The following is a 21121-nucleotide window of genomic DNA, read 5'->3' on the forward strand; positions in this document are numbered from 1 at the left end:
TTTCAGTTGAAGTTTTGGTCAATGAAAAAACGCCCTCGTCACCGAGAGCGTCTTGATTAAAAACGGTCATCTTCTTTTGTCATGTGCACCTGTTCGCGTGGGGTCATCAACGCGTCGATTGCGAGTGCAATCGCGGCTGCCCAATGTAGCATCATGCCAAGGAACGGGATGAACCCGAGCACCGATGCTGTGATCCCTACGAGTGCCCCGACCGAAATCCGTTTCAGCCGCGACAGCGACACGACGAGCAAGACGATGTGGAACACGAGCATGAACCCGAGCGGTGTGTAGCCCATGCTGATGATGAACAGCCCACCGAGTGCTGGGATGCCGAGAAACGCCTCAAAGGCGGCCCCGAGCCATTTCAAATTCCGAACCATTTATCTCACCTCACAGTTCTAATAGATAGAACTCATAGCCGCCGTTCTCTGCGAACCCGGCCCGCTTGTAAATCTCGAGCGCGGCCTTGTTCTCCGTCTCGACGTCAAGCTCAAGCTTCGTCCGGCCCATGCGGAACAGCTGCTGTACCATCTGCTTCAACATCTTCGTGCCGTAGCCCTTGCCTTGCTCGTCCGCCTTGACGCCGAACGCGTGGATGCTGCCGGCATCTTCGCCCGAAAGGAGCGCGCGAATGACCCCCACCGGACGACCATCGACCTCACCGATGTACGTCACTCGGTCCGGCGTGTCAATCTGTTGATAGATGTTCTCCGTCACGTCGAGCGGGTCGCCGAACGCCTCACTGAGCGTCTCGATGATGAGCGGGCGGTCCGCTTCCGTCGCCTCCCGGAGCGATACTTCGTTCGGCTTCAAGAATAGCTCGGCTTTTTTGAGCACCAAGTTGTATTCTGAGAATTGGTACGCCGCGCCGAGATGGTCGATGACCGCCTTGCCGTCCTTCGATTTGCGATCGATGACGAACGTGAACGCTTCACAGCCATTCTGTTTCGCGTCCTGCTTCGCCGTTTCAAAGAGCGCCTTGAAAACGCCTTGTTTCCGATAGTCCGGATGCACGAGCGCATTCACTTCATACTCGTTCGGAAGATACGGGAAGAGCACCATATAGCCGACGAGCGTTTCGTCATCATAGACGGCGTAGTCGTTCTGACCGACTGCCACGTGTCCGAGTTTCACGTCAATCTTGTCATATGCGTTGACCGCTACCTCGAGCGCCGCCACCAGTTCTGCCTGTCTCACTTCTTCTACTGTCCAATTCATGAAATCACCTCACGTCATATTGTAGCATAATCGAAAAAGCCCGCCGTAGCGGGCGGACTCATAACGTCCGGAATTCAAGCTCCGGTAATGTCTCGAGCAGTTCGGCAATCTCATCCGTGTGCGCCTCGGCACCCGGGACGGCCTCGGTCGGTTCGACCCAGAAGAACGTCTTGTCGCTCGCACCGAGGTAGTTGCCGTAGCCGACTTCCTGGGCGAACGCCTCTTCCGATAGTTCACGGTCAATCAAGTCCAAATGGAACAACAACTGGTCGTCGCCGTCCTCGACGTTATAGTAGAGGTCGAACGTGCCATAGCTGTTCTTGTCGCCGACATCGACGACGTCCTGCGCCTTCTCGATATAGACGTCCCCACGCTCAATCGCCTCGACGATTTTCGATGGGAGAATGATCTCGTAACCGAGCTCACGGTCACGGATCGTCTGCGTCGTATCATCCGTCCGTCCCCGGGACGAAACGACACCGACCGTTGCGACAAGGGCACCCGTCACGCCGAGCGCGACCGCCCACTTCATTGTTTTGTTCATATGGATTCACTCCTCTTTGGTCTAGCCATGAGACGATTATCGCACAAAATGACCGTAAATCATTAAATATTCTGAAAAAATGTTTTAGGATGCGTTGACGCACGTCCGTCAATCCCATACGATGAAGATATCGTATTATAGAAAAGAGGAACTGATATGTCAAACGAACAACAATTGTCACGCGCACAGCTCGACGCGCTCTTAAAAAACGTCTTCGCCCTTCAAATCCCGGTCATCGAGAAGTTCATGACCGACTTGTTCAGAAAGTACGTCTCGACAGCGTCCACGTTCAAACAGGACATGGATACGATGAAAGCGACAGAATGGCATAAGCAGTTCTTCGGTCAGAAAGTGATGCCGCACTTGTTCATCGAGAACCTTGGCTTCGGCGCGTCGTTCCGTCATCAGGAGCAAGACAAAGTCGTCAAAATTCCGGACAATATGACGGTCGTGAAACCGGACTCGGACGACCAGATTGAAGAGATTCTCCAAAACCTCGACAAGACGATGGCGTCGATGGACAACATCAAAAACAAGGGACTCGTCAAAAAGTTCTATAAAGAGACGCTCGAACTCATCTGCCAGCTCGGTAGCCGGACTGGGATGATGGACGAGTTTTATGAGCAAGTCAAAGGCAGCTTGACGAAAGCATGACCTTTCATCCACGTTCACGGACGTGGATTTTTTTAATGACCGTCCCGCGGCTCGAACACCGCCAAGCGCTCGATATTGGCCAGAATCGGCCGTGCCTTCCCAATCAACGTCTGCGTCGTCTCGAGCGACAGCGACTGCTGATGCGCCTCGATACTTGCCCATACCTCATAGACGACGATCGACTCATCGTCGAGCGAGACGTTCACCCGGTATGTTTCGCACGTCGGCTCTCGTTCCATCGCCGTCGCCGCCTCGAGCAAAATCGCGAGCAGCGTCTCGCGCTCACCTGATACGGCGGTCAGTTTTCCGATCAATCCATAGGACATGTTCATCCCTCCTTGTCATATCGATTCGTCACTGGTACGACAGTCTCCTTTACGTTGAATTGGCTACGACTATGCAGCACGACCCCGACCATGACGAGCGAGATGCCGACGAGCGACAGTCCGGACGGCAGATGAGCCTGCAGGAAAATCAACTCGCCGATGAGCGCGAACAGCACCTCGAGCGCCTGGGTCGCCTCGACCGTGGCCAGTCTCCCCATATCGTGCTTGACGAGGTCGGTCGCCTTGAAGAAGAGCACCGTCGCGACGACGCCCGATAACAGGGCGACGAGAAGCGTCTGCGTCAGTTGAGAGTTCGTAGGTGCCCCCGTCGTCAGCCCGTAGCCGAACAAAAGGAGCCAGACCGGGAGTGAGCCGATGCACATGCCGAGGATGCGTTCGAACACGTCATGGTCGGTGTGGGCCATCATCTTCCGGTTGCCGAGCGGATAGGCGAACGCGGCAATCAATACCGGCACCACCCCGATCCACAGGAAGCGCGGCTCGAAGTCGGCGAGGAACTCGACTTGCATCAAGACGACGCCGAACAGAATGAGTCCTGAGAAGCGGAGCGCCGTCCACGGAATCCGCTCCCGCGTCCCGTCGCTCCGGCGGAACAGTGGTGACAACAAAGCCCCGGCGATGATCGTCACTTGCCACGTGCCGGCGATGAGCCAAGGCGGGGCAACCTCGGCGGCGAGACAGATCGGGACGTAAAACAGACCGAAGCCGACCGTCCCCCAGACGAGCCACGGGAGCGGGGTCTCGGTAAGGGCAAGACGCACCCGATGCATGCCACCCCGGACGGCCACGACGAGCATGAGCAACGGAATCATGAACAGGAAGCGGAGCGAGGCGCTATACGCCCAACTCCCCCCGCCGACCTGCATCGATTCATTCAAGACGAACGTGCTCGCGAAAAACAAGGCGGCGAGTACACCTAATAACAGCGGACGCATACGGTCTCTCCTTTCTGAATCCCCACTTGTTCCCTATCCGTCCCGCATTTCCCTGCCTCCACAAAAAAATCAAGCAGCGTCCGCTGCTTGATTCGTCTCAATGGATATCGCGTTTGCGGAAATTCCCGCCTTTGACCTCGGACACCTCGTACACGACGACGAACGCCTCGGGGTCGACCTGGTTGATGATTTCTTTCATCTTCCGCTCCTCAAGCCGGTTGATGACGCACGTGATCTCGTAATAGCACTCTTTTGAGTACGCACCTTGAATCTGGTTGAGCGTCGCGCTCCGACCGAGCCGGTCGCGAATCGTCTCGACCATGACCTCAGGCGCGCCCGTGATGATCTTGAACGTCTTCGCACCGCTCAGTCCCTCCTCAACGATATGAATCACTTTCGAGGCGATGAAGTAGGCGATGGCCGACAGGACCGCTCCTTGCAGGCCGAACACCGTCGAGACGACGATGAAGACGAACACGTTCAAGAAGAGAATCAAGTCGCTCGTCCCGAACGGCAACTTCCGTGATAACAGGACGGCCAGCATGTCGATGCCGTCGAGGGCGCCCCCGTTCCGGAGCGATAGCCCCATCCCGAGCCCGAGGATGATCCCCCCGACGACGGTGACGAGCAGCGTGTCCCCATCGATAATCGTCGGGACGTGGTGCATGATGAGCGTCCCGACCGATAGCGAGGCTATGCCGGTGACCGACAGGATGGCGAAGCTCTTCCCGATCTGCTTATAGCCGAGATAGACGAACGGGATATTGAGAATCCCGAGGAACACGCCGAGCGGGAGACCCGTGAGTTGGGAGACGACGATGCTGATCCCGGTGATGCCCCCGTCCGATACGCTGTTCGGGATCAAGACCGACTCGAGGCCGTACGCCGCGATCATCCCGCCGATGATGTTCATGATGATTTGAAAGCCCATGAGCCAGGCTCGATTGTCACGTTTCATGAGTAACGTCCTCCTTTTTGTTTTAACTTTCCTAGTCTAACATAAAAAAATAGTAGAATAACATCTTCGGTGTCGATGAAAAACTTGTGTCAGATTCTCTGCCGCTTCTGCTTCATCCCGTGTGAGGTTTGCTATACTAAAAAGAAAAAGGGAGTGACCCCCGATGCAGCGTCCACCGATGCCTTCCCCGACTCCGGAGGAAGTGCTCCGCTTGAAACGTGTCCATAACCCGATCAAACCGACCGAGCTTCTCGCCAAGGGGCTGCTCCTGTTGCTCGGCGCCTTCATCTTCGCGGTCGGGCTCGAGGCATTCCTCGTCCCGAACCAGATCATCGACGGCGGCATCGTCGGCGTCTCGATCATCACGTCATATTTGACCGACACGAAGCTCGCCATCTGGCTCGTCTTGTTCAACATCCCGTTCATCTTCTTCGGCTATCGCCAAATCGGGAAGACGTTCGCCGTCGTCACGTTGTTGGCGATTACGCTCATGTCCGGCTTCACGATCTTGCTCCATTCGGTCGAGCCGTTCACTGACGATTTGCTGTTGTCGACCGTGTTCGGCGGCTTCTTGCTCGGCGCCGGGGTCGGGCTCGTCATCCGGGCCGGTGGGTCGCTCGACGGGACCGAGATTTTGGCCGTATCGTTCACGGACCGGTTGCCGTTCTCCGTCGGTGAGATCGTCATGTTCTTCAACATCTTCATCCTCGGAATGGCCGGGTTCATCTTCAGCTGGGACCGGGCCATGTACTCGCTCCTCACGTATTTCATCGCCTTCAAGACGATCGATATCGTGCTCGAAGGAATCGATCAGTCGAAGGCCGCGTGGATCATCACCACCTCACCCGATGACGTCGGTCAAGCCATCATGGACCGACTCGGCCGGGGTGTGACGTATTTGCACGGGGAAGGCGCCTACACCGGCGACGGCAAGAAGGTCGTCTTCACCGTCATCAGCCGACTTGAAGAGACGAAACTGAAAGACATCCTCGACGACTATGACGAGAAGGCGTTCCTCGCCATCGGCAATATCCATGACGTCCGGGGCGGCCAGTTCAAAAAGAAAAATATCCACTAAAAAAATCGGCCCCGCGGGACCGATTTTTTGTTTATCCGATTTTCGCTTGATTGCGCCCGCTCGTCTTCGCCGCGTAAAGGGCGGCGTCGGCCCTTTCGAACACGACAGTGCCCGGCTCGGCCCCGGCGAGCGATGCCCCGAGCGAAACCGTCATCGGGATGTGCATCCCTTCGAACGAGAATGGGGTGTCGCGGATGACCTTGACGATATCGTCCGCAATCAACCGGACGTCACCGGCATCCTCGAGCACCATCAGAAACTCTTCCCCGCCATAGCGCCCAACGAAGCCGTCCGGCGGACAGTTCGCCTGTAACGTTTGACCGATGTGGTGAAGCGCTGCGTCACCGGCCCGATGACCATATGTATCGTTCAACTGCTTGAACCGGTCGACATCGATGACGAACAGCGCCCAAGGGAGACCCGACATCTCGACCTCGTTCAAACGTTCGAGCGTCATATAGCGGTTCGGGAGACCCGTCAGCTCGTCAATCGTCGCCCGCTGCGCGTGCAGCCGGAACATGCGCAGGTGCGTCTCAATCTGTTTCGCGACCCAGTAACACATCCAGCCACCGAGGAACGTCATGACGAAATACGGCAAGAACACGGTCGTGAACGCCTGAATCGGGACGTTGCCAGCAATTCGAAACAAGACGAGCACGGCCCCGAACACGAGATAGGCCGAATACAAGTGACCGCGTCGCATCACCAGTCGATTTAACACGAGCGACAACACGAAGAACAAGCCGAGCGTGCCGAACGAGCGGATGAATTGGTCGGTCATGCCGTCGAGACCGAAGCGACTGAGAAGAGTCAACCCCATCGTGACTGCGACTCCGACCGGTCCGGCATAGGCGCCTGAGAGCGCGAGCGGGATAATCCGGAGGTCGACTCTTGCCTCTCCGACTTGAAACGAGTTGACCGTCAACAGTACGGCCGCGAGCCCCATGGCGAGACCAAACCAGATACGGACCGCATAAGGAGAACCTGCCTGAATCGGCAACAGCTGGCGCATGAGATACAGGGCCAGTGATAAAACGAGATAGATGATACTGACATTGATGAAAAAGATGTTGATGACTTGACCCAAGCCTTGTCCTCTCCCGCCATTTCTTTCCTCCTATCCTATCGTACAAAAGTGACGCATGTCACCCTATCCAAATTTTAGGACAGCTAAAAAGCCGGAAGCTCACGCTTCCGACTTGTTTTGCATCATCTGTTTCATCAAGTTGGCGCTGTCGCGGGCCGATTCGTTCTCGGCCTGCATCTGGACGTACACCTCATGACGATGGATGTCGATATGGCGCGGGGCGTCGATGCCGAGCTTGACCTGGTCGCCTTCGATGGCGAGCACGGTGAGCGTCACATCGTCCCCGATATGGATGGCCTCGCCTTGTTTTCGTTTCAATACGAGCATCAGCGCACCTCTTCTTTCTGACCGCCGAGCGGGAACCGGGCCGGGTAGACGTCATCCAAGATGACTTGCTTCCCGCGGCGCTCTTTCGTCTCGATGACGATTGGGGCCTTCAAGTTGAGCGTCGAGGCGTCGAACGGTTCGCGGAGCGTCACGATGGCATACACCGAGACGTGTTCCGCCTCATCGATGCCGAGCTGCTCTTTCGCGCCGTCGGTCAACTCGAACGCATAGTCCGACTTGTGCCAGAACGGGTTCGTCACGACGAAGGCGCAGGCCGGGTCCTCGAGCGACTGGAGCGACCAGAACGGGAGCTCGTCGCCGTACGGGATGAGGGCGAACGTCTTCGACTCCGGGAACCCGGGAATCTCGCTGACGAACGAGATCGTCTCGTCTTCATTTACTTCGATCTTGCCAAAATAGTCTGTCTCAATGAACATGGGTCATCCTCACTTTCAACGCGTCTCATCATACATGCCACCGACCGGCCACATTTCGAGCGATGCCTGTTGACGGAGCGAGATGTCCGTCGTCCATGGCGTGAACGAGATATCGGCCGGGGTGAGTGATACATCAATCTGTGCCGGCGTCAGGTTCCACTCGATTTTGACATCCGCCGGCGTATACGTCAACTTCACACGGTCGAGCGACTTCGGCATGAAGTCCATGTCGACGACCGGGTACGGGGTGCTCGTCTTCTCGGCGGCCATCGCGGCAATCGGGTTGCCGTTCTCGATGCGCATGAGCCGGTCCCCGTCCCGGGCCGTGCTCGATGTCGCTTCTCGGGCTGCCTGCTCCCCGAGCTGACCGAAGTGGCGGCCGAGCTCGAGTGCTGCCTTCAAGTTGCTTTCACTGCGCGCGACCGACGAGTCGATCTCGAGCGTGCCACCTGTCGTCTGTTGGGTCATCTCGACCTTGCCTTGCGTCATCGACACATCGGCCCTCCCTTGCCGCATCTCGAGGTGGGGCCGGTTCGACGTGATTTGGATGGCAGCCTGCGTCTGCCGCATCTCAAGCCGGGCGATATCCATCGCTTACCGGAGGAAGTCGAGGAGCGTCGGTTGGATGATCCGGGCTCCGGCCGATAGCGCGGCCCGGTGCACCGTCTCGTGAGACTTGAGCTCCATGATGACTTTTTCGATGTCGATGTCCTCGTTATCGGACATGATCGTCTTGGCGATAATCTCATGTTCTTGCAGACGGTTATCGACGAGTTCTAACCGGTTGGCACGCGCCCCGAGCTCAGCCCGCTCCGTAATCAAGTTTTGGGCAATGACATCGAGGTCAGCGAGCTCGTTCGAGAGCACTTCCCCAGATGTGTTCGGGTCGGCCAATTTCGAGACGAGGTCGTGGAGTCCAGCGAACACATCGCTCCCGAACACCGTCTCCGGCTGCATGTTCACTTGAACGGTGATGCCTTTCGATACTTCGAAGGCGACTTTCCCGCTCGCGGCCGGTGCCCCGCCCGGGTAGATGCTGTTGACGTCCCCGTTCGGGTCGGCAAGGAACGCCTTCAAGGCGTCCATATCGACGAGCGGCTGGTCCGTCTTCGTGCCGTTGTAAATATATTTCTCGCCCGACTTCGCGTTCGCGAGCGAGCCGAGATGTTCGATCAACTGATTGACCTCGCTCTGGATGATTTGACGCTGCGACGACTCGTACGTGTCGTTGGCCGCCTGCGTCGTCAATTCGCGGATTCGTTTGACGGCTTCCGTCACTTCGTTCAACGTCGAATCGGTCAAGTCCATCCAGCTCGTCGCCTCGCTGACGTTGCGGCGGAACTGGTCGACCTCGCGCACCTCGGTCCGATAGCGCATGCCCTGCATAGCGACGACCGGGTCCTCGGACGCCTTCTGAATCCGTTTCCCGCTGATGAGCTGTTCCTGGACTTGAGCGAGCTTGTTATAACTGCTCGATAAATGTTTCAAGTTCGTCTGTGTGAGCATCGTCTGTGTGACTCGCATCAAGCATTACCTCCCTACGACACCCATGCCGTTGATGATTTTGTCGAGCATCTCGTCGACGGCCGTGATGTTGCGGGCCGCCGCGTTATAGGCGTGTTGATATTGAATCATCATCGTCATCTCCTCGTCGAGCGACACGGCGCTCACCGCTTGGCGGCGCTGGTCCGAGCTCGCCATGAGCGCGAACGTGCTCTTGGCGAGGCGTCCGCTCTGGTCGGCGGCGACGGCCATGTTGCCGATGACGTTCTGATAGTATTTGCCGATCGACGTGTCCGTCTGGACCGACCCGTCGAAGCTGAGCGTGGCCGACTTCAAGTTCGCCAAGGCGAGGGCCCCGCTGCCGTCCCCGATATTGCCGTCTTGAGACGCGGCGATCAAGTCGAGGTTGTTCATGACGGCGTCGCTCACTTTGATCGTCGCGGCGCTCGCCGTCCCTTCGAAGAAGTTCGCCGTCCCGGCGTTACCTTTGGCGTCCCTATTGTTGCTGTGGGCCGTGTTGAACGCCGAGGCGAACTTGCCGGCCATCTCGTCCAAGTCTTTCAGCATCGTCGCGTAGACGCCGTTCACGCTACCTGACTCTGGCGTATCCGTGCCGTACATCTCGACGAGCGCTTTCCATTTGCCGTTCGGCATCGTGGCGTGCGTGAGGGCCACGTCGGTCCCGCTCGCATCGGTCATGTCGAGACCGTCGAACGAGCCGACCGTACCGTTGATGCCGTCGACGAGCTTATGGTCGACACCATTGATTGAGACGACGATGTCGATGCGGCCCTCGGCGACCTTCTGGGAGTTCCCGCGCGACTCGCCGTTCGTGTAGTCGACCGGGACACGTGTGAAGTCCATGTACTGGGCGAGCTCGTCCATATAGCGGTCACGCTCGTCATACAGTTCGTTCGGGAGTACGCCGAGCGGCTCCGCGTCCCCAATTTGACGGTTGACCTGACTGATTTTCGTCATCAAGTCGTTCACTTTCTTGACGACGACGTCGCCTTCTGAGGCGAGGTCGGCCTGCACTTTTTGGAGTGAGGACGACATGTAGTTGAACGTCTCCGCGAGCGTAATCGCCCGTTGGCGGACGACGCTGCGCGCGCCGGCGTCATCCGGGTTGACCGACAAATCTTGGAGCGAGGCCCAGAACAAGTCGAGCGATTTGGCGAGGCCGGTCTCGGACGGCTCGTTGACGATGTCCTCCATCCGACCGAACGCCGCCTCTTTCGTCGCGTAATAGGCGTTCTTCACCGACTCGTCGCGGTACTGCTGGTCGATCATCAAATCGCGGATTCGGGCGAGCGTCTCACCGCGGACACCCGTCCCGAACTGCCCGGCCTTCGTGCCCCCGAAGTTGACGCTGAGTTGTTCGGTCATGCCGAGCGACAAGCGTTGGCGCGAGTAGCCCGGGTTCGAGGCGTTAGCGACGTTGTTCCCTGTCGCCTGGAGCGCCCATTGGTGCGTCGTTAAACTGCGGCGCGCCGTTTCTAATCCCATAAATGTTGAGCCCATCAAACTTCCTCCTTATACATCCCGGCTGAACGAGCGCGTCTCGAGCGCCTGTTGACCGTACGTGAAATCATCTGCCTCTGGCATGAGCATGTCCAAATGCCATTCGATATACCGGAGCGACTGTTCGAGCAGGACGGCGTTCAATTCATTCTGCCGTTTCAGCTCGAAGAGAACCGGTCGTAACGCTTCCTTCTCTTCATCGTCCAAAACGAGCGTTCCTTGAAGTCGTTCCGCTTCTTTTTGTTTGATTTGTCGGACGAGCGTCGCCTCTTCCTTGACGAGCGCGCTGAAAGCAGGCATGTCGCCGTTGACGAGCAGCCGTTCTTTGTCATAAGCCAGTTCGAGCAAGCGTGTATGTAATGTGAGCATAAGTCTCTCCTTTGTCCAAAAAAAGAGCCGACTAAAGAAAGGGTGTCCCTTGTTTAGTCAGCTTCCGTGCCATCTTATTTATGCGAAGGTCTCCCTCGGACCCCGCTTTCATTCATCCTTGTAGAAAGCGTTTGGCGATGTCGCGCGCGTCCCGTGAATACGTCCCGGCGTTAATCTCTGCCTTCAAGGCGTTGATTTTCTCCAGGCGCTCCGGGTGTTTCACCGGTTCTTCAAACCGGGCGCGGGCTTCGGCCGATATCGATAGCTGGTCCGTTTGGCGTGTCAGCTCGGGCTTCGTCTCAGGTTGCGTTTTCTTCTCATAAGTGTTCGGTAAGTGTACCCACTTTGCAGAATCGATGCGCATGCGTGTCCCCCCTCTTCTCAGTTGTTAATCCAAACGATAAGCGCGAACGCTCTGTTTCGTGACGCTGGTTTGTAGCCCTTTCAGTTCTTGCTGCATGTCGCTCTGACAGCCCGCGCATACCTTTCCTTGGTTCGTCGGATTGCCGCAACGCACGCAGGCGATGTTCAGTGACGGGTTGTCCTTGATGATCAGGCGTCCTTCATGGATATATCGCGTGATATCAAGTTCGGAGACGCCTGTCGCTTCGACGAGGGCTCCGATTGTCGTCTGTTTGTTGGCGGGTTCGCGGATGAAGTCCCGGACTTTCAAGAAGTTTTGGAAATCGACTTCCGCGCAGGATGGGCAGTATGGCGAGCGGCTTTGTTTCATGAACAGCCGTCCGCACGTTTGACAAGTTGTTGCTTCCACAGTCATTCACCTCTGCCCTTTATATCGGACGCATTTTTGATTTGTTTAGCGTCCGGAACAGGCAAACGGCAGAAACTTGTTCCGCCCCGGCCCGGCGCAAGGTGAGCGCCGCCTGATGGAGCGTCGTCCCCGTCGTATAGACGTCGTCGACGAGGACAATTTTGCCACGGCGCGGCAACTGCTGTACAGCGAACGGATTCGTACGGTGCCGCCTTTCTTCTTTCCCAAGTTCACGCTGACTCGAAACCTCGGATTTGACGAGCACCTGCTCCGTCGGTCCGATCATCCTTGCGAGCAGCTCCGCCTGATTGAAACGCCGCGTCCGTAACCGCTCCTCACTGAGCGGGATCGGGACGTAGACGACACCCGGTTCCCGCACCGCGCGTAATACGTCGCGCAGTTGGTGCGCCAAGACGACGTCGCCGCCGAACTTATAACGATGGAGCCAATTCGCGCCCGCCTCGTCATAGGCGTAGAGCGAACGGACGGTCAAGTCGAGGTCAAGGGCGAGCCAACGGACGCAATCGCCGCACGTCGCTCCGTCCTCGGTCGGATGCCCGCAGCGCGGACAACCCGCGACGAGCGGTGTCAACATCTTCTCACAGTCTGGACAGGCCCAATCCCGCTTCAACAGCGTCGCCGGGCTCCACGGGACGGTGAACGGTTTTCGGCAGACGAGGCAGTTCATCGCCGGTTCGCCTCCTCAATCTCACGGATGGCTTTGTCTTGGCGAAACGTGCGCTCGTCGTAAAAAAAGACGACGTCGCCGGTCGGTGCGGTCGGTTTGCGCCCGGCCCGGCCAGCCATCTGAATGAGGGCGCGCGACGAGAACAAGGCGTGACTGCTGTCGAGGACGGCGACGTGAACCCCGGTGACGGTCATGCCCCGCTCCCAAATCGATGTCGCGAGCACGATTCCGTTCGTCGATTCGAGCCACTCGAGCACGTCGGTCCGCTCATCCGTATCGGCCGAGACGGCCTGGTAGGCGAACCCGTTCGCCGCGAGCAGTTCCCCGTAACGGACGAGGTCCGGTTTCGTCGGGACGAACAACAGACGCGGTGCCGCCTCGTACCGGCGACAGAAGTCGAGGATGGCGGATTCCTTCTCACGGATGAGCCGGGGCACGGGCAAGTCATGGCCGTGATAGCGCCGGGACAGATGCACCGTCGGGAACTGACGCTGCCAGACGGTCGGCGTCGCCGTCACGAATAAAAACAATCCTTTCCCGGCCCGGCGGAGCGTCCACCAGAGCGCGAGGTCGAAGGCGAACGGGAAGGCGTCGGACTCGTCGACGAGCACAAAATCGAACACATGTCGGAGGTTCACGAGCAGCGGCGCCGTCGCGACGGTGATCATGCCGATTGTGTCCTTGTCCCCACCGCCGTAGCGCCGGGTGATCGGGACGGTGAAGGCGGCCTCAAGCCGGTCGGCCCACTCGATGGCGACGTCACGGCGCGGTGAGACGATGAGGACGCGCTTCCCGTCATTGACGGCACGCGCGATGACAGGGAACGTCATCTCTGTCTTCCCCGCCCCGCAGACGGCATGGACGAGCCCGCTCGTCTTCGTCTCCCACCAAGTGAGAAGCTGTGCGCTCACGCGCTGTTGGTCCGCACCCAATTGGAACGGCATGACGAGGTCAGTCGGCTCGACCGACGTCGTCACCTCCGCTTCGGCAAGACGATCGCACTGACAGACGCGACCGAGGTGGAGGCAGTTGCGGCAATAGCGGCACGGTCCGTGATGGCACATATAAGCACGCGTGTCCGTGCTCAGACAGCGCTGGCAGACGCCGAAGCGGATGGCGGGAGTTCCTTCGGGTGTCACGATGAGTTGACCCATAACATCAATCCTTTTTCTATACACGCTAGCAGACGAACATCACGTCCACACGTCACGTTCGTCGATGGAACGTGGACGGTTAACGGCAAGACACCCTCTCATTTCAGGCTGTAGACGGAGGTGAACGAGCAGACAATCGACTATACTCCAAGTAGACCAATTACTGGAAATGAGGAAACAGTCATGTTCAAACGACCCATCCACAATATCTTGACCGGTTTAGGCATGCTCGGCGTCCTGCTGGCTGGTCTCTGGCTTTCCTACGAGGTGCTCGGGAGCGACAAAGCGAAACAGCGGGCCATCACCGCGGCGGAGGCTTACGTCGCGACGACGTATCCCGCGCTCACGCTCGACGTGTCGGACACGCAATACATGTTCCCGTACGGTTCGAGCTATGCCGTCACGTTCACATCGCCCACGAGCGTCGACACGACGTTTGCGGTCCTCGTCACGAAATCCGGCGACGTCATCCATGATGAGTATGAGGACGTCATCAGTGGCGAACAGACGTATCAACGATTGAACGACGCCTACTTCGAACTGACGGACCGTCTGTTCACGTCGGGGCGTTTCCCGTTCGCGGTCACATATGGGCATGGCCACATCCCTCAGGAAGACGATCAGACGAGCCCCCCAGGTGTCCGGCTCGCAGACCTTCAGCTCGATGAGACGCTCGACGTGTCCCGCTATGCGGCCGAGTATGGCCACATCCACCTCGATTTGCCGGACGGGCCGTTCTCGCCTGAGGCGATGGCCGACTCGTTGACGGCGACGAAGCGCTTCTTCGACACCGAAGACGTCCCGTTTCATTCCATCAGCCTCAGCCTCCTCGACTACGAGACGGTCTACTTCGTCCGCAGCATCCTGTACGAGGAGATCTCGTCACCGCGTCTTGCAGAGATTATCCGGGACCGCACATCCACTGACTGACAAAAGGTTCAACCGACGGCCATCGGTTGAACCTTTTCGTCGTCCATCATGAGCAGACAAAAAAAACAGGCACGCCATTTCTGGCGCACCTGTGTTTATGATTCGTCCGTGTCTTCCGACGCCGTCTCACGCAAGGCGAGTCGCACCCGCTCCACGTGATTCTCCGTCATCTCGATGACGGTCAAGACGTAACGGTCGAACTCGAGCGTGTCACCGACCTCGTGCGTCTCGCGGTGGACCTGGAGCCAACCGCCGAGCGTATCGATGCCTTCTGAACGTTCGAACGTGATGCCGAACCGTTCCTCGAGTTCTTCAAGCAAGACGCGCGTATCGATTTCATACGTCGTGTCGTCAACCGTATGAATCGGGTCGACCTCGTCCTCGTCGAACTCGTCACGGATTTCTCCGACGATTTCTTCAAGCAAGTCTTCGAGCGTGATGAGACCGGCCGTCCCGCCGTATTCGTCCAAGACGATGGCGATGTGGGTCCGAGCCTCACGCATCTGTTTCAATGTATCTTCCAAAGGCGTCATTTCATGCACGACCGGAAGCTCTTTCACATAAGTGGAGAGATTGATGGACGGGCTGACCGCGAGTCCCATCAATACCTCTTTGACGTTGATGTAGCCGATCAAGTTATCCTTGTCGCCGTCCTCAGTGATCGGATAACGGGTATATTGACTGTCCGCGAACGTCTCGAGCACTTCGGCCCGCGTCGCTTCAATATCAATCGCCTCGACTTTCGTCCGGGGCACCATCACGTCTTTCGTGACGTGCTGGTCGAACGAGAAGATGTTTTGCATCATCGCGAGTTCCGTCTGGTTGATTTCACCGCTTTGGAAACTTTGCGCCATGATGATCTTCAACTCTTCTTCCGAGTGCGCTTGCTCATGTCCGGCCGGTTTGACGCCGAACAATCCGAGCAACATCCGTGCCGATCCGTTCAATAACCAGATGAACGGGAACATGATCCGTCCGAACCAGAACAACGGTCGGGCGAAGATGAGCGTCATCCGTTCCGCATATTGAATCGCGAGCGTCTTCGGTGCGAGTTCCCCGATGACGACGTGCAAGAACGTCACGATCGCGAACGCGACGGCGAACGAGATAATCGATGCGAGCGACGCCGGGATGTCGAACTCGTTAAAGAGCGGGGTAAGCAATCGCACGACCGACGGTTCCCCGAGGAAACCGAGTCCGAGCGCCGTCACCGTGATACCGAGCTGACACGCCGACAAGTAATAGTCGAGGTCAGATGCGACCTTTTTCGCGAGAATCGCCGACTTGTTCCCTTCCGCCACCAATTGATCGAGTCGTGACATCCGCACTTTGACGACCGCGAACTCCGATCCGACAAAAAATGCAGTGAGCGCGATCAATAACGCCACCAACAACAACAATACCCAAATCGGGCCTTCCACTTCTCCGCCACCGCCACCGGCAGCCATTACGTGTGTAGAGTAGATCCTGTCCACATGTTCCTCGAGAGACTCGAGGGTCACCTCCATATAAATAATTTACAAGGTCACACGACTGTGTCCTTGCCTAATGAATAACCTACCATGAGAGCCCGCCTCTCGGCAACTAAAAGGAGGCGCTCACATGGAACGCCTCCGAACACTCAGTTTTGTTTATAGAACATGATCGCCTCATACGCCCGGAGCGACAGCGTCGTCCCGTCGAGTTGCGGCACATCATAGTTATGACTGACGACGTCGGCATGCGTGAAACCGGCCGGAATCTCATATGTCGTCTCCGGTCCATAGAAGTTCGCGACGACGAGCACTTCCTCGTGTTCCGTCTTGCGCGTGTATGCCCAGACGTCGAGCGCGTCCGGCGTCAGAATCGTATAGTCCCCGTCCGTCAAGACATCGAGCTCTTTGCGGAGCGAGATCAAGTTCTTGTAGTGGTAGAACACCGAGTTCGGGTCATCGAGTGCCGTCTCGACGTTCACATCCGCATAGTTCGGCGCCACGTTAATCCACGGTGTCCCGCTCGTGAATCCGGCGTGCGGCGTCGCGTCCCACTGCATCGGCGTCCGCGAGTTGTCACGCGACTTTTGTTTGATGGCGGCCATCATGTCCTCGTGCGACACGCCCTGTTCGCGCTTCAACTTATACACGTTGAGCGTCTCGATGTCGCGATACTCGTCGAGCGAGTCGAAGCCCGGGTTCGTCATCCCGATCTCCTCGCCTTGATAGATGTACGGCGTCCCTTGCAGGCCGTGGAGCACCGTCGCGAGCATCTTCGCGCTCTCGACGCGGTGGTCGGTGTCGTTGCCAAAGCGGCTGACGACGCGCGGCTGGTCGTGGTTGCACCAGAAGATGGCGTTCCAGCCCTTTCCGTGCATTCCTTCCTGCCACGTCGACATGATGTCTTTCAGTTGCACGAAGTCGAACGGTGCGGCGACGAACTTCTCGCCGTTCGGATAATCGACTTTCAAATGATGGAAGCTGAACGTCATACTGAGCTCGCGCTCGTCCGGACTCGAGTAACGGACGCAATGCTCGAGCGTCGTCGACGACATCTCGCCGACCGTGATGACGTCGTGCCCGTCGAATACTTCGCGGTTCATCTCTTTCAAATATTCGTGGATGCGCGGCCCGTCCGTATAGAACTTGCGGCCGTCCGAATCGTCTTCTGGGAAGTCCTGCTGCTTCGAGATCAAGTTGATGACGTCGAGGCGGAACCCTTTGATGCCTTTGTCGCGCCAGAAGCGCATCATCTCATAGACGTCCTCACGCATCTGCTCGTTCTCCCAGTTCAAATCGGCTTGGGTCACATCGAACAAGTGGAGGTAATACTGGCCGCTCGCCTCGTCATATTTCCAGGCGTTGCCGCCGAACTTCGACTCCCAGTTCGTCGGTTCGTCGCGCCAGATGTAGTAGTCGCGATACCGTTCGTCACCGGCGAGCGACTTCTGGAACCATTCATGCTCGGTCGAGGAGTGATTGACGACGATGTCCATCATGAGCCCGATGCCGCGTGCCTCGGCCTCGCGGACAAGCTCGTCGAGGTCGTCCATCGTCCCGTATGACGAGTCAATCGCGTAATAATCGCTGACGTCATAGCCGTTGTCATTTTGCGGCGACTTGTACACCGGGGTCATCCAAATGTATTCGATGCCAAGCTCGGCCAAGTAATCGAGCTTCGCCGTCACCCCTTTGATGGAGCCGGTGGCATTGCCTTCCGGGCTATAGAAGCTTTTCGGATAAATTTGATAGACGACAGATTTGCGCCAGTTTGGTTGTGTCATAGATGTAGTCTCCTTTTGTAAGAGTTTTCATTTGTACAGGAAAAGGGGAAGAACCTCCGTCCCTCCCCTTGTCAGTGATCTTCTTATGCAACTTTGTTTTGTTCGATTTCACCCTTCTTCATGTAACGTTTCGACAGCGCGAGCGTCAACACGAACGGAATGACGAGGGCGATGACCATTCCGACGATGAAGATGAGAATCTTATCGGTGAAGATTGACAGGAATCCAGGAAGACCCCCGACCCCGACAGCGAACGCCTGGACGTCGTTCAACGTGATAAACACCGCCGCGACGGCCGACCCGATCATCGCCGAGTAGAATGGGAACTTGTTCGGCAAGTTCACCCCGAACATGGCCGGCTCGGTAATTCCGAAGAAGGCCGAGATCGATGACGTCGACGCCATGCTCTTTTGTTTGGCGTCATGTTTGAACACGAGGAACATCGCGAGTGCGGCTGCACCTTGGGCAATGTTCGACAAAGCGAGCATCGGCCAGAGGAACGTCCCGTTCGTCTCCGCGATGAGCTGCAAGTCGATGGCGAGGAACAAGTGGTGCATCCCGGTGACGACGAGCGGTGCGTAGAGCAAACCGAACAGGAGTGCCCCGACGACCGGTACCGCTTCGAACACGTTGACAATTCCCGTCGCAATCACGTTACCGAGGCCGCGTGTGAGCGGTCCGACGATTGAGAGGGCGAGGAAACCGGTGATGACGATTGTCGTGATCGGCACAACGAGCAATTGAATTGCGTTCGGTACATGTTTCTTCAAGAAGATTTCAATGTGGCTCAAAATGAAAGCCGCGGCCAAAATCGGAAGAATCTGACCTTGGTAGCCGACTTTCTCGATTTCGAACAGGCCGAGGATGTTGAACGTCGGAACTTCGCCTTCAAGCGCCGCTTGTCCGTAGCCCCATGCGTTCAAGAGGTCCGGGTGGACGAGCAAGAGACCCATGACAATCCCGAGCACTTCGCTGCCGCCGAACCGTTTCGTCGCCGACCAACCGACAAGGGCCGGGAGGAAGACGAACGCCGTGTTCGCCATCATGTTGACGAGGTCCCATAGCCCTTGCAGGTTCGGATACTCCTCAATCAGCGTCGCGCCTTCGACGAACAGTCCTTCTGAGGCGAGCAAGTTGTTAATCCCCATCAAGAGACCGGCGACGATGATGGCCGGGATGATCGGCATGAACACGTCCGAGAACACTTTGACGAGTTTCTGGAGCGGGTTCATCTTCTTGCCGCCGGACGATTTGACCTCGGCGACCGTCGCTGCTTCAAGCCCGGCGAGTTTGATGAACTCGGCGTAGACGCGCTCGACGTCACCGGCTCCGATGACGACCTGGTACACACCCGAGTTTTCGAATGCCCCTTTGACGAGATCGGCTTCTTTCACTTTCGCTTCATTGACGAGCGACTGGTCTTTCAACGAAAGACGGAGACGCGTGACACAGTGTGCCGCTTTGTCGACGTTATCCTTGCCCCCGATGGCTTCAAGGATATCCGCGGCGATTTGACGATAATCTGCCTTCATATTGTAGGCCTCCTTTGTTTGAAAGCGTTTGTTGAAAACGGTTACTTATGAGTACAAACAAAGTTTAACTTATATAGATAAGTCATGTCAACAACTTATCTATATAAGTTAGGTGTGACAACTGTGTGACAGGCGTTCAGTATTTTTGTTCCCTCTTGCCTTGATTCAAAACGAAAAAAAGACTCCTTTCGAAAAAGGAGCCTTAACGACGCGCCACATCGCTGAACTGAAACTTGTCGAGTCGGTGGCGGGACTCGGTATATTCGAACTGTCTGCCCTCATAGAGGAACGTGTCGTTCGTGATGACGATGACATATTCATAATCGTGCAGATCGAGCCGCAACCGGTCGAGCTCGGTCACGTCCTCGGCCGCGATCTTCCGTTTGGCGTAACTGATTTGCATCCCGAGCTCGTGCTCGACATAGGCGTAAATCGATTGCGCAGCGATTTCTTCCGTCAGGCCGGGTACGAGGTCTTTGACGAAATAGTTCACATCCAAGATGACGTTCTCGCCATCGAAGTTGCGGACCCGCTCAATCCGATACATCCGTGTCCCCGGCGCCAAGTTCATCCGGTCGGCGAGCCACGCCGGCGCCTCGATGTCCTCGAATGAGGCGACCGATGTCTGAATCGAGCGACCGAGCATGCTGGCATACACTTCCGAGAAACTGACGATGCCGTTGAACTGGAACTCGATCTGATCGCGCCGCAGCACGAACACGCCTTTCCCGTGATGCTTCCGGACATAGCCGTGCTCTTGGAGCAAATCGAGCGCCTTTCGGACCGTTCCTCGGCTCGCGTCATACTCGTGCATGAGCTCGGTCTCGGACGGCAGTTTCGACTCCGCTGCATATTCGCCCGTCTTCATCCGCTCGGCGAGGCGCTCATAGATTTGACGATATTTGGCCACAGGCTCACTCCTCTCTATCGAAAAAGACGACCGGATGGCCGTCTTTTGTTTACCATTCGCGGCGATACCACGTGATGCCGATCGCGCCTGGTCCGAGGTGTGTCCCGATGACCGGTCCGAAATGACCGCCCGTGACATGCGCCTGCGGAAACTTCTGTTTCATCGAGGCGATTTCCTCGGCCTGACGTTCCGGGCAGTTGGCGTGGATGATGCCGATACAGTAGCCTGTCCCGTCGCCTTGAATCGACTGTTCCATCATCTCTTCGATGCGACGGACCGCCTTCTTGTACGTCCGAATCTTCTCGAACGGTACAATCATGCGGTCTTGGAAATGGAGCACCGGTTTGATTTGAAGGAACGACCCGACGAGCGCTTGCGCCGCGCTGAGTCGACCGCCCCGTTGGAGGTGGTCGAGGTCATCGACGACGAAGTACGCCCGAATCAACTCGCGCATCTTTTCAAGGTGGGCCATGATTTCTTGCGCCGACGCGCCTGCATCGCGCAAATGAATCGCTTCCTCGACGAGGAACGCTTGAGGCATACATGAGATCTCCGAATCGAATGCGTGAACGTTGACGTCGACCATGTCGTTCAAGGCGATCATCGATTGATACGTCCCACTGATGCCGCTCGAGAGCGTGATCGCGATCACGTCCGTCACCTCGTTCGGGAGGCGCTCAATCAGTTCAATCGTTTCACCGATGCTCGGCTGGGACGTCGTCGGCAAGTTCCCTGCCTCGATCCGGTCATAAAAAGCCTCGGTCGTGATATCGACGGCTTCGCGGAACGACTTCCCGTCAAAAATCACGCTGAGCGGTGCGACGTGGACGTCGTGGCGCTCACAAAATTCGGCCGGCAAATAGGCGGTACTGTCGGTCAAAATGGCTATGTTTCCCATGCT

General features: G+C 57.1%; 25 protein-coding genes. 3 read left to right on the forward strand and 22 right to left on the reverse strand.

The window, feature by feature from the left end:
• Positions 1-56 precede the first annotated feature (56 nt).
• Genes KNP80_RS07470 through KNP80_RS07480 form a run of 3 tightly spaced genes read right to left on the reverse strand, consistent with a single transcriptional unit; the run spans position 57 to position 1762 of the window.
• Positions 57-380, reverse strand: a complete 324-nt coding sequence (locus KNP80_RS07470; RefSeq protein WP_138859049.1) for a hypothetical protein — start codon at positions 378-380, stop codon at positions 57-59.
• Between the two features lie 10 nt (positions 381-390).
• A complete protein-coding gene (locus tag KNP80_RS07475) occupies positions 391-1218 on the reverse strand; it encodes a GNAT family N-acetyltransferase (RefSeq protein WP_214832053.1) in 828 nt (275 codons plus the stop codon).
• A 58-nt stretch (positions 1219-1276) separates the two neighbouring features.
• Positions 1277-1762, reverse strand: a complete 486-nt coding sequence (locus tag KNP80_RS07480; protein WP_021066569.1) for a hypothetical protein — start codon at positions 1760-1762, stop codon at positions 1277-1279.
• Between the two features lie 156 nt (positions 1763-1918).
• Here KNP80_RS07480 and KNP80_RS07485 point away from each other — a divergent pair, with 156 nt between their 5' ends.
• Positions 1919-2416 (forward strand): hypothetical protein, encoded by a 498-nt coding sequence (locus KNP80_RS07485; RefSeq protein ID WP_021066568.1) that lies wholly within the window; start codon positions 1919-1921, stop codon positions 2414-2416.
• Between the two features lie 32 nt (positions 2417-2448).
• Here the strand turns inward: KNP80_RS07485 and KNP80_RS07490 are convergent, their stop codons facing one another.
• From KNP80_RS07490 to KNP80_RS07500, 3 genes are all read right to left on the reverse strand, one after another.
• On the reverse strand, positions 2449-2742 hold the full coding sequence (locus tag KNP80_RS07490; protein WP_214832054.1) for a putative quinol monooxygenase: 294 nt from the start codon (positions 2740-2742) through the stop codon (positions 2449-2451).
• A 2-nt stretch (positions 2743-2744) separates the two neighbouring features.
• On the reverse strand, positions 2745-3698 hold the full coding sequence (locus tag KNP80_RS07495) for a DMT family transporter (RefSeq protein WP_214832055.1): 954 nt from the start codon (positions 3696-3698) through the stop codon (positions 2745-2747).
• Between the two features lie 97 nt (positions 3699-3795).
• Complete coding sequence (locus tag KNP80_RS07500) at positions 3796-4656, reverse strand: YitT family protein (protein ID WP_214832056.1); 861 nt, start codon at positions 4654-4656, stop codon at positions 3796-3798.
• A gap of 163 nt (positions 4657-4819) precedes the next feature.
• Here KNP80_RS07500 and KNP80_RS07505 point away from each other — a divergent pair, with 163 nt between their 5' ends.
• On the forward strand, positions 4820-5734 hold the full coding sequence (locus KNP80_RS07505; RefSeq protein ID WP_214707187.1) for a YitT family protein: 915 nt from the start codon (positions 4820-4822) through the stop codon (positions 5732-5734).
• A gap of 31 nt (positions 5735-5765) precedes the next feature.
• On the opposite strand, the gene KNP80_RS07510 is transcribed toward KNP80_RS07505, so the two are convergent.
• The 11 genes from KNP80_RS07510 to KNP80_RS07560 all read right to left on the reverse strand — a co-directional run bounded on the left by KNP80_RS07510 (position 5766) and on the right by KNP80_RS07560 (position 13592).
• Positions 5766-6821, reverse strand: a complete 1056-nt coding sequence (locus KNP80_RS07510) for a GGDEF domain-containing protein (RefSeq protein WP_251128822.1) — start codon at positions 6819-6821, stop codon at positions 5766-5768.
• A gap of 99 nt (positions 6822-6920) precedes the next feature.
• On the reverse strand, positions 6921-7148 hold the full coding sequence (gene csrA / locus KNP80_RS07515) for a carbon storage regulator CsrA (RefSeq protein WP_021066562.1): 228 nt from the start codon (positions 7146-7148) through the stop codon (positions 6921-6923).
• Complete coding sequence (gene fliW, locus KNP80_RS07520) at positions 7148-7585, reverse strand: flagellar assembly protein FliW (protein ID WP_214717854.1); 438 nt, start codon at positions 7583-7585, stop codon at positions 7148-7150. The genes csrA and fliW overlap by 1 nt, the downstream gene beginning before the upstream one ends.
• 15 nt (positions 7586-7600) lie before the next feature.
• Complete coding sequence (locus KNP80_RS07525) at positions 7601-8176, reverse strand: DUF6470 family protein (RefSeq protein ID WP_214832057.1); 576 nt, start codon at positions 8174-8176, stop codon at positions 7601-7603.
• A 3-nt stretch (positions 8177-8179) separates the two neighbouring features.
• Entirely contained in the window at positions 8180-9109 is a 930-nt protein-coding gene (gene flgL / locus KNP80_RS07530) for a flagellar hook-associated protein FlgL (RefSeq protein ID WP_214717857.1), read from the reverse strand.
• Positions 9110-9115: 6 nt separating this feature from the next.
• A complete protein-coding gene (flgK, locus tag KNP80_RS07535) occupies positions 9116-10609 on the reverse strand; it encodes a flagellar hook-associated protein FlgK (protein ID WP_214832059.1) in 1494 nt (497 codons plus the stop codon).
• A 12-nt stretch (positions 10610-10621) separates the two neighbouring features.
• Positions 10622-10978: a flagellar export chaperone FlgN gene (gene flgN, locus KNP80_RS07540; protein WP_214717862.1), complete on the reverse strand. Its 357-nt coding sequence runs from the start codon at positions 10976-10978 to the stop codon at positions 10622-10624.
• Between the two features lie 112 nt (positions 10979-11090).
• Complete coding sequence (locus KNP80_RS07545) at positions 11091-11342, reverse strand: flagellar biosynthesis anti-sigma factor FlgM (RefSeq protein ID WP_021066556.1); 252 nt, start codon at positions 11340-11342, stop codon at positions 11091-11093.
• A gap of 24 nt (positions 11343-11366) precedes the next feature.
• Positions 11367-11711: a flagellar protein gene (locus KNP80_RS07550; RefSeq protein ID WP_214718347.1), complete on the reverse strand. Its 345-nt coding sequence runs from the start codon at positions 11709-11711 to the stop codon at positions 11367-11369.
• Between the two features lie 58 nt (positions 11712-11769).
• On the reverse strand, positions 11770-12438 hold the full coding sequence (locus KNP80_RS07555) for a ComFC family protein (protein WP_214717864.1): 669 nt from the start codon (positions 12436-12438) through the stop codon (positions 11770-11772).
• Positions 12435-13592 carry a helicase-related protein gene (locus KNP80_RS07560; RefSeq protein ID WP_214717866.1) on the reverse strand — a complete coding sequence of 386 codons (1158 nt, stop codon included), beginning with the start codon at positions 13590-13592 and terminating at the stop codon, positions 12435-12437. The genes KNP80_RS07555 and KNP80_RS07560 overlap by 4 nt, the downstream gene beginning before the upstream one ends.
• A gap of 183 nt (positions 13593-13775) precedes the next feature.
• Between KNP80_RS07560 and KNP80_RS07565 the strand changes: the two genes are divergently transcribed.
• Positions 13776-14522: a hypothetical protein gene (locus KNP80_RS07565; protein ID WP_214717868.1), complete on the forward strand. Its 747-nt coding sequence runs from the start codon at positions 13776-13778 to the stop codon at positions 14520-14522.
• Between the two features lie 95 nt (positions 14523-14617).
• Here KNP80_RS07565 and KNP80_RS07570 read toward each other — a convergent pair whose 3' ends face one another.
• From KNP80_RS07570 to KNP80_RS07590, 5 genes are all read right to left on the reverse strand, one after another.
• Positions 14618-15970 (reverse strand): hemolysin family protein, encoded by a 1353-nt coding sequence (locus tag KNP80_RS07570; protein ID WP_251128823.1) that lies wholly within the window; start codon positions 15968-15970, stop codon positions 14618-14620.
• A gap of 173 nt (positions 15971-16143) precedes the next feature.
• The gene (gene treC / locus KNP80_RS07575; protein ID WP_214832060.1) at positions 16144-17778 is read right to left on the reverse strand and encodes an alpha,alpha-phosphotrehalase; all 1635 of its coding nucleotides are present in this window, start codon (positions 17776-17778) and stop codon (positions 16144-16146) included.
• 83 nt (positions 17779-17861) lie between these two features.
• Complete coding sequence (gene treP, locus KNP80_RS07580; RefSeq protein WP_214832061.1) at positions 17862-19310, reverse strand: PTS system trehalose-specific EIIBC component; 1449 nt, start codon at positions 19308-19310, stop codon at positions 17862-17864.
• A 202-nt stretch (positions 19311-19512) separates the two neighbouring features.
• On the reverse strand, positions 19513-20178 hold the full coding sequence (gene treR, locus KNP80_RS07585) for a trehalose operon repressor (RefSeq protein WP_251128862.1): 666 nt from the start codon (positions 20176-20178) through the stop codon (positions 19513-19515).
• 91 nt (positions 20179-20269) lie between these two features.
• Positions 20270-21118: a DegV family protein gene (locus tag KNP80_RS07590; RefSeq protein WP_214832063.1), complete on the reverse strand. Its 849-nt coding sequence runs from the start codon at positions 21116-21118 to the stop codon at positions 20270-20272.
• Positions 21119-21121 lie beyond the last annotated feature (3 nt).

This window comes from Exiguobacterium sp. E4787, assembly GCF_018618375.1.
GTDB lineage: Bacteria > Bacillota > Bacilli > Exiguobacteriales > Exiguobacteriaceae > Exiguobacterium > Exiguobacterium chiriqhucha.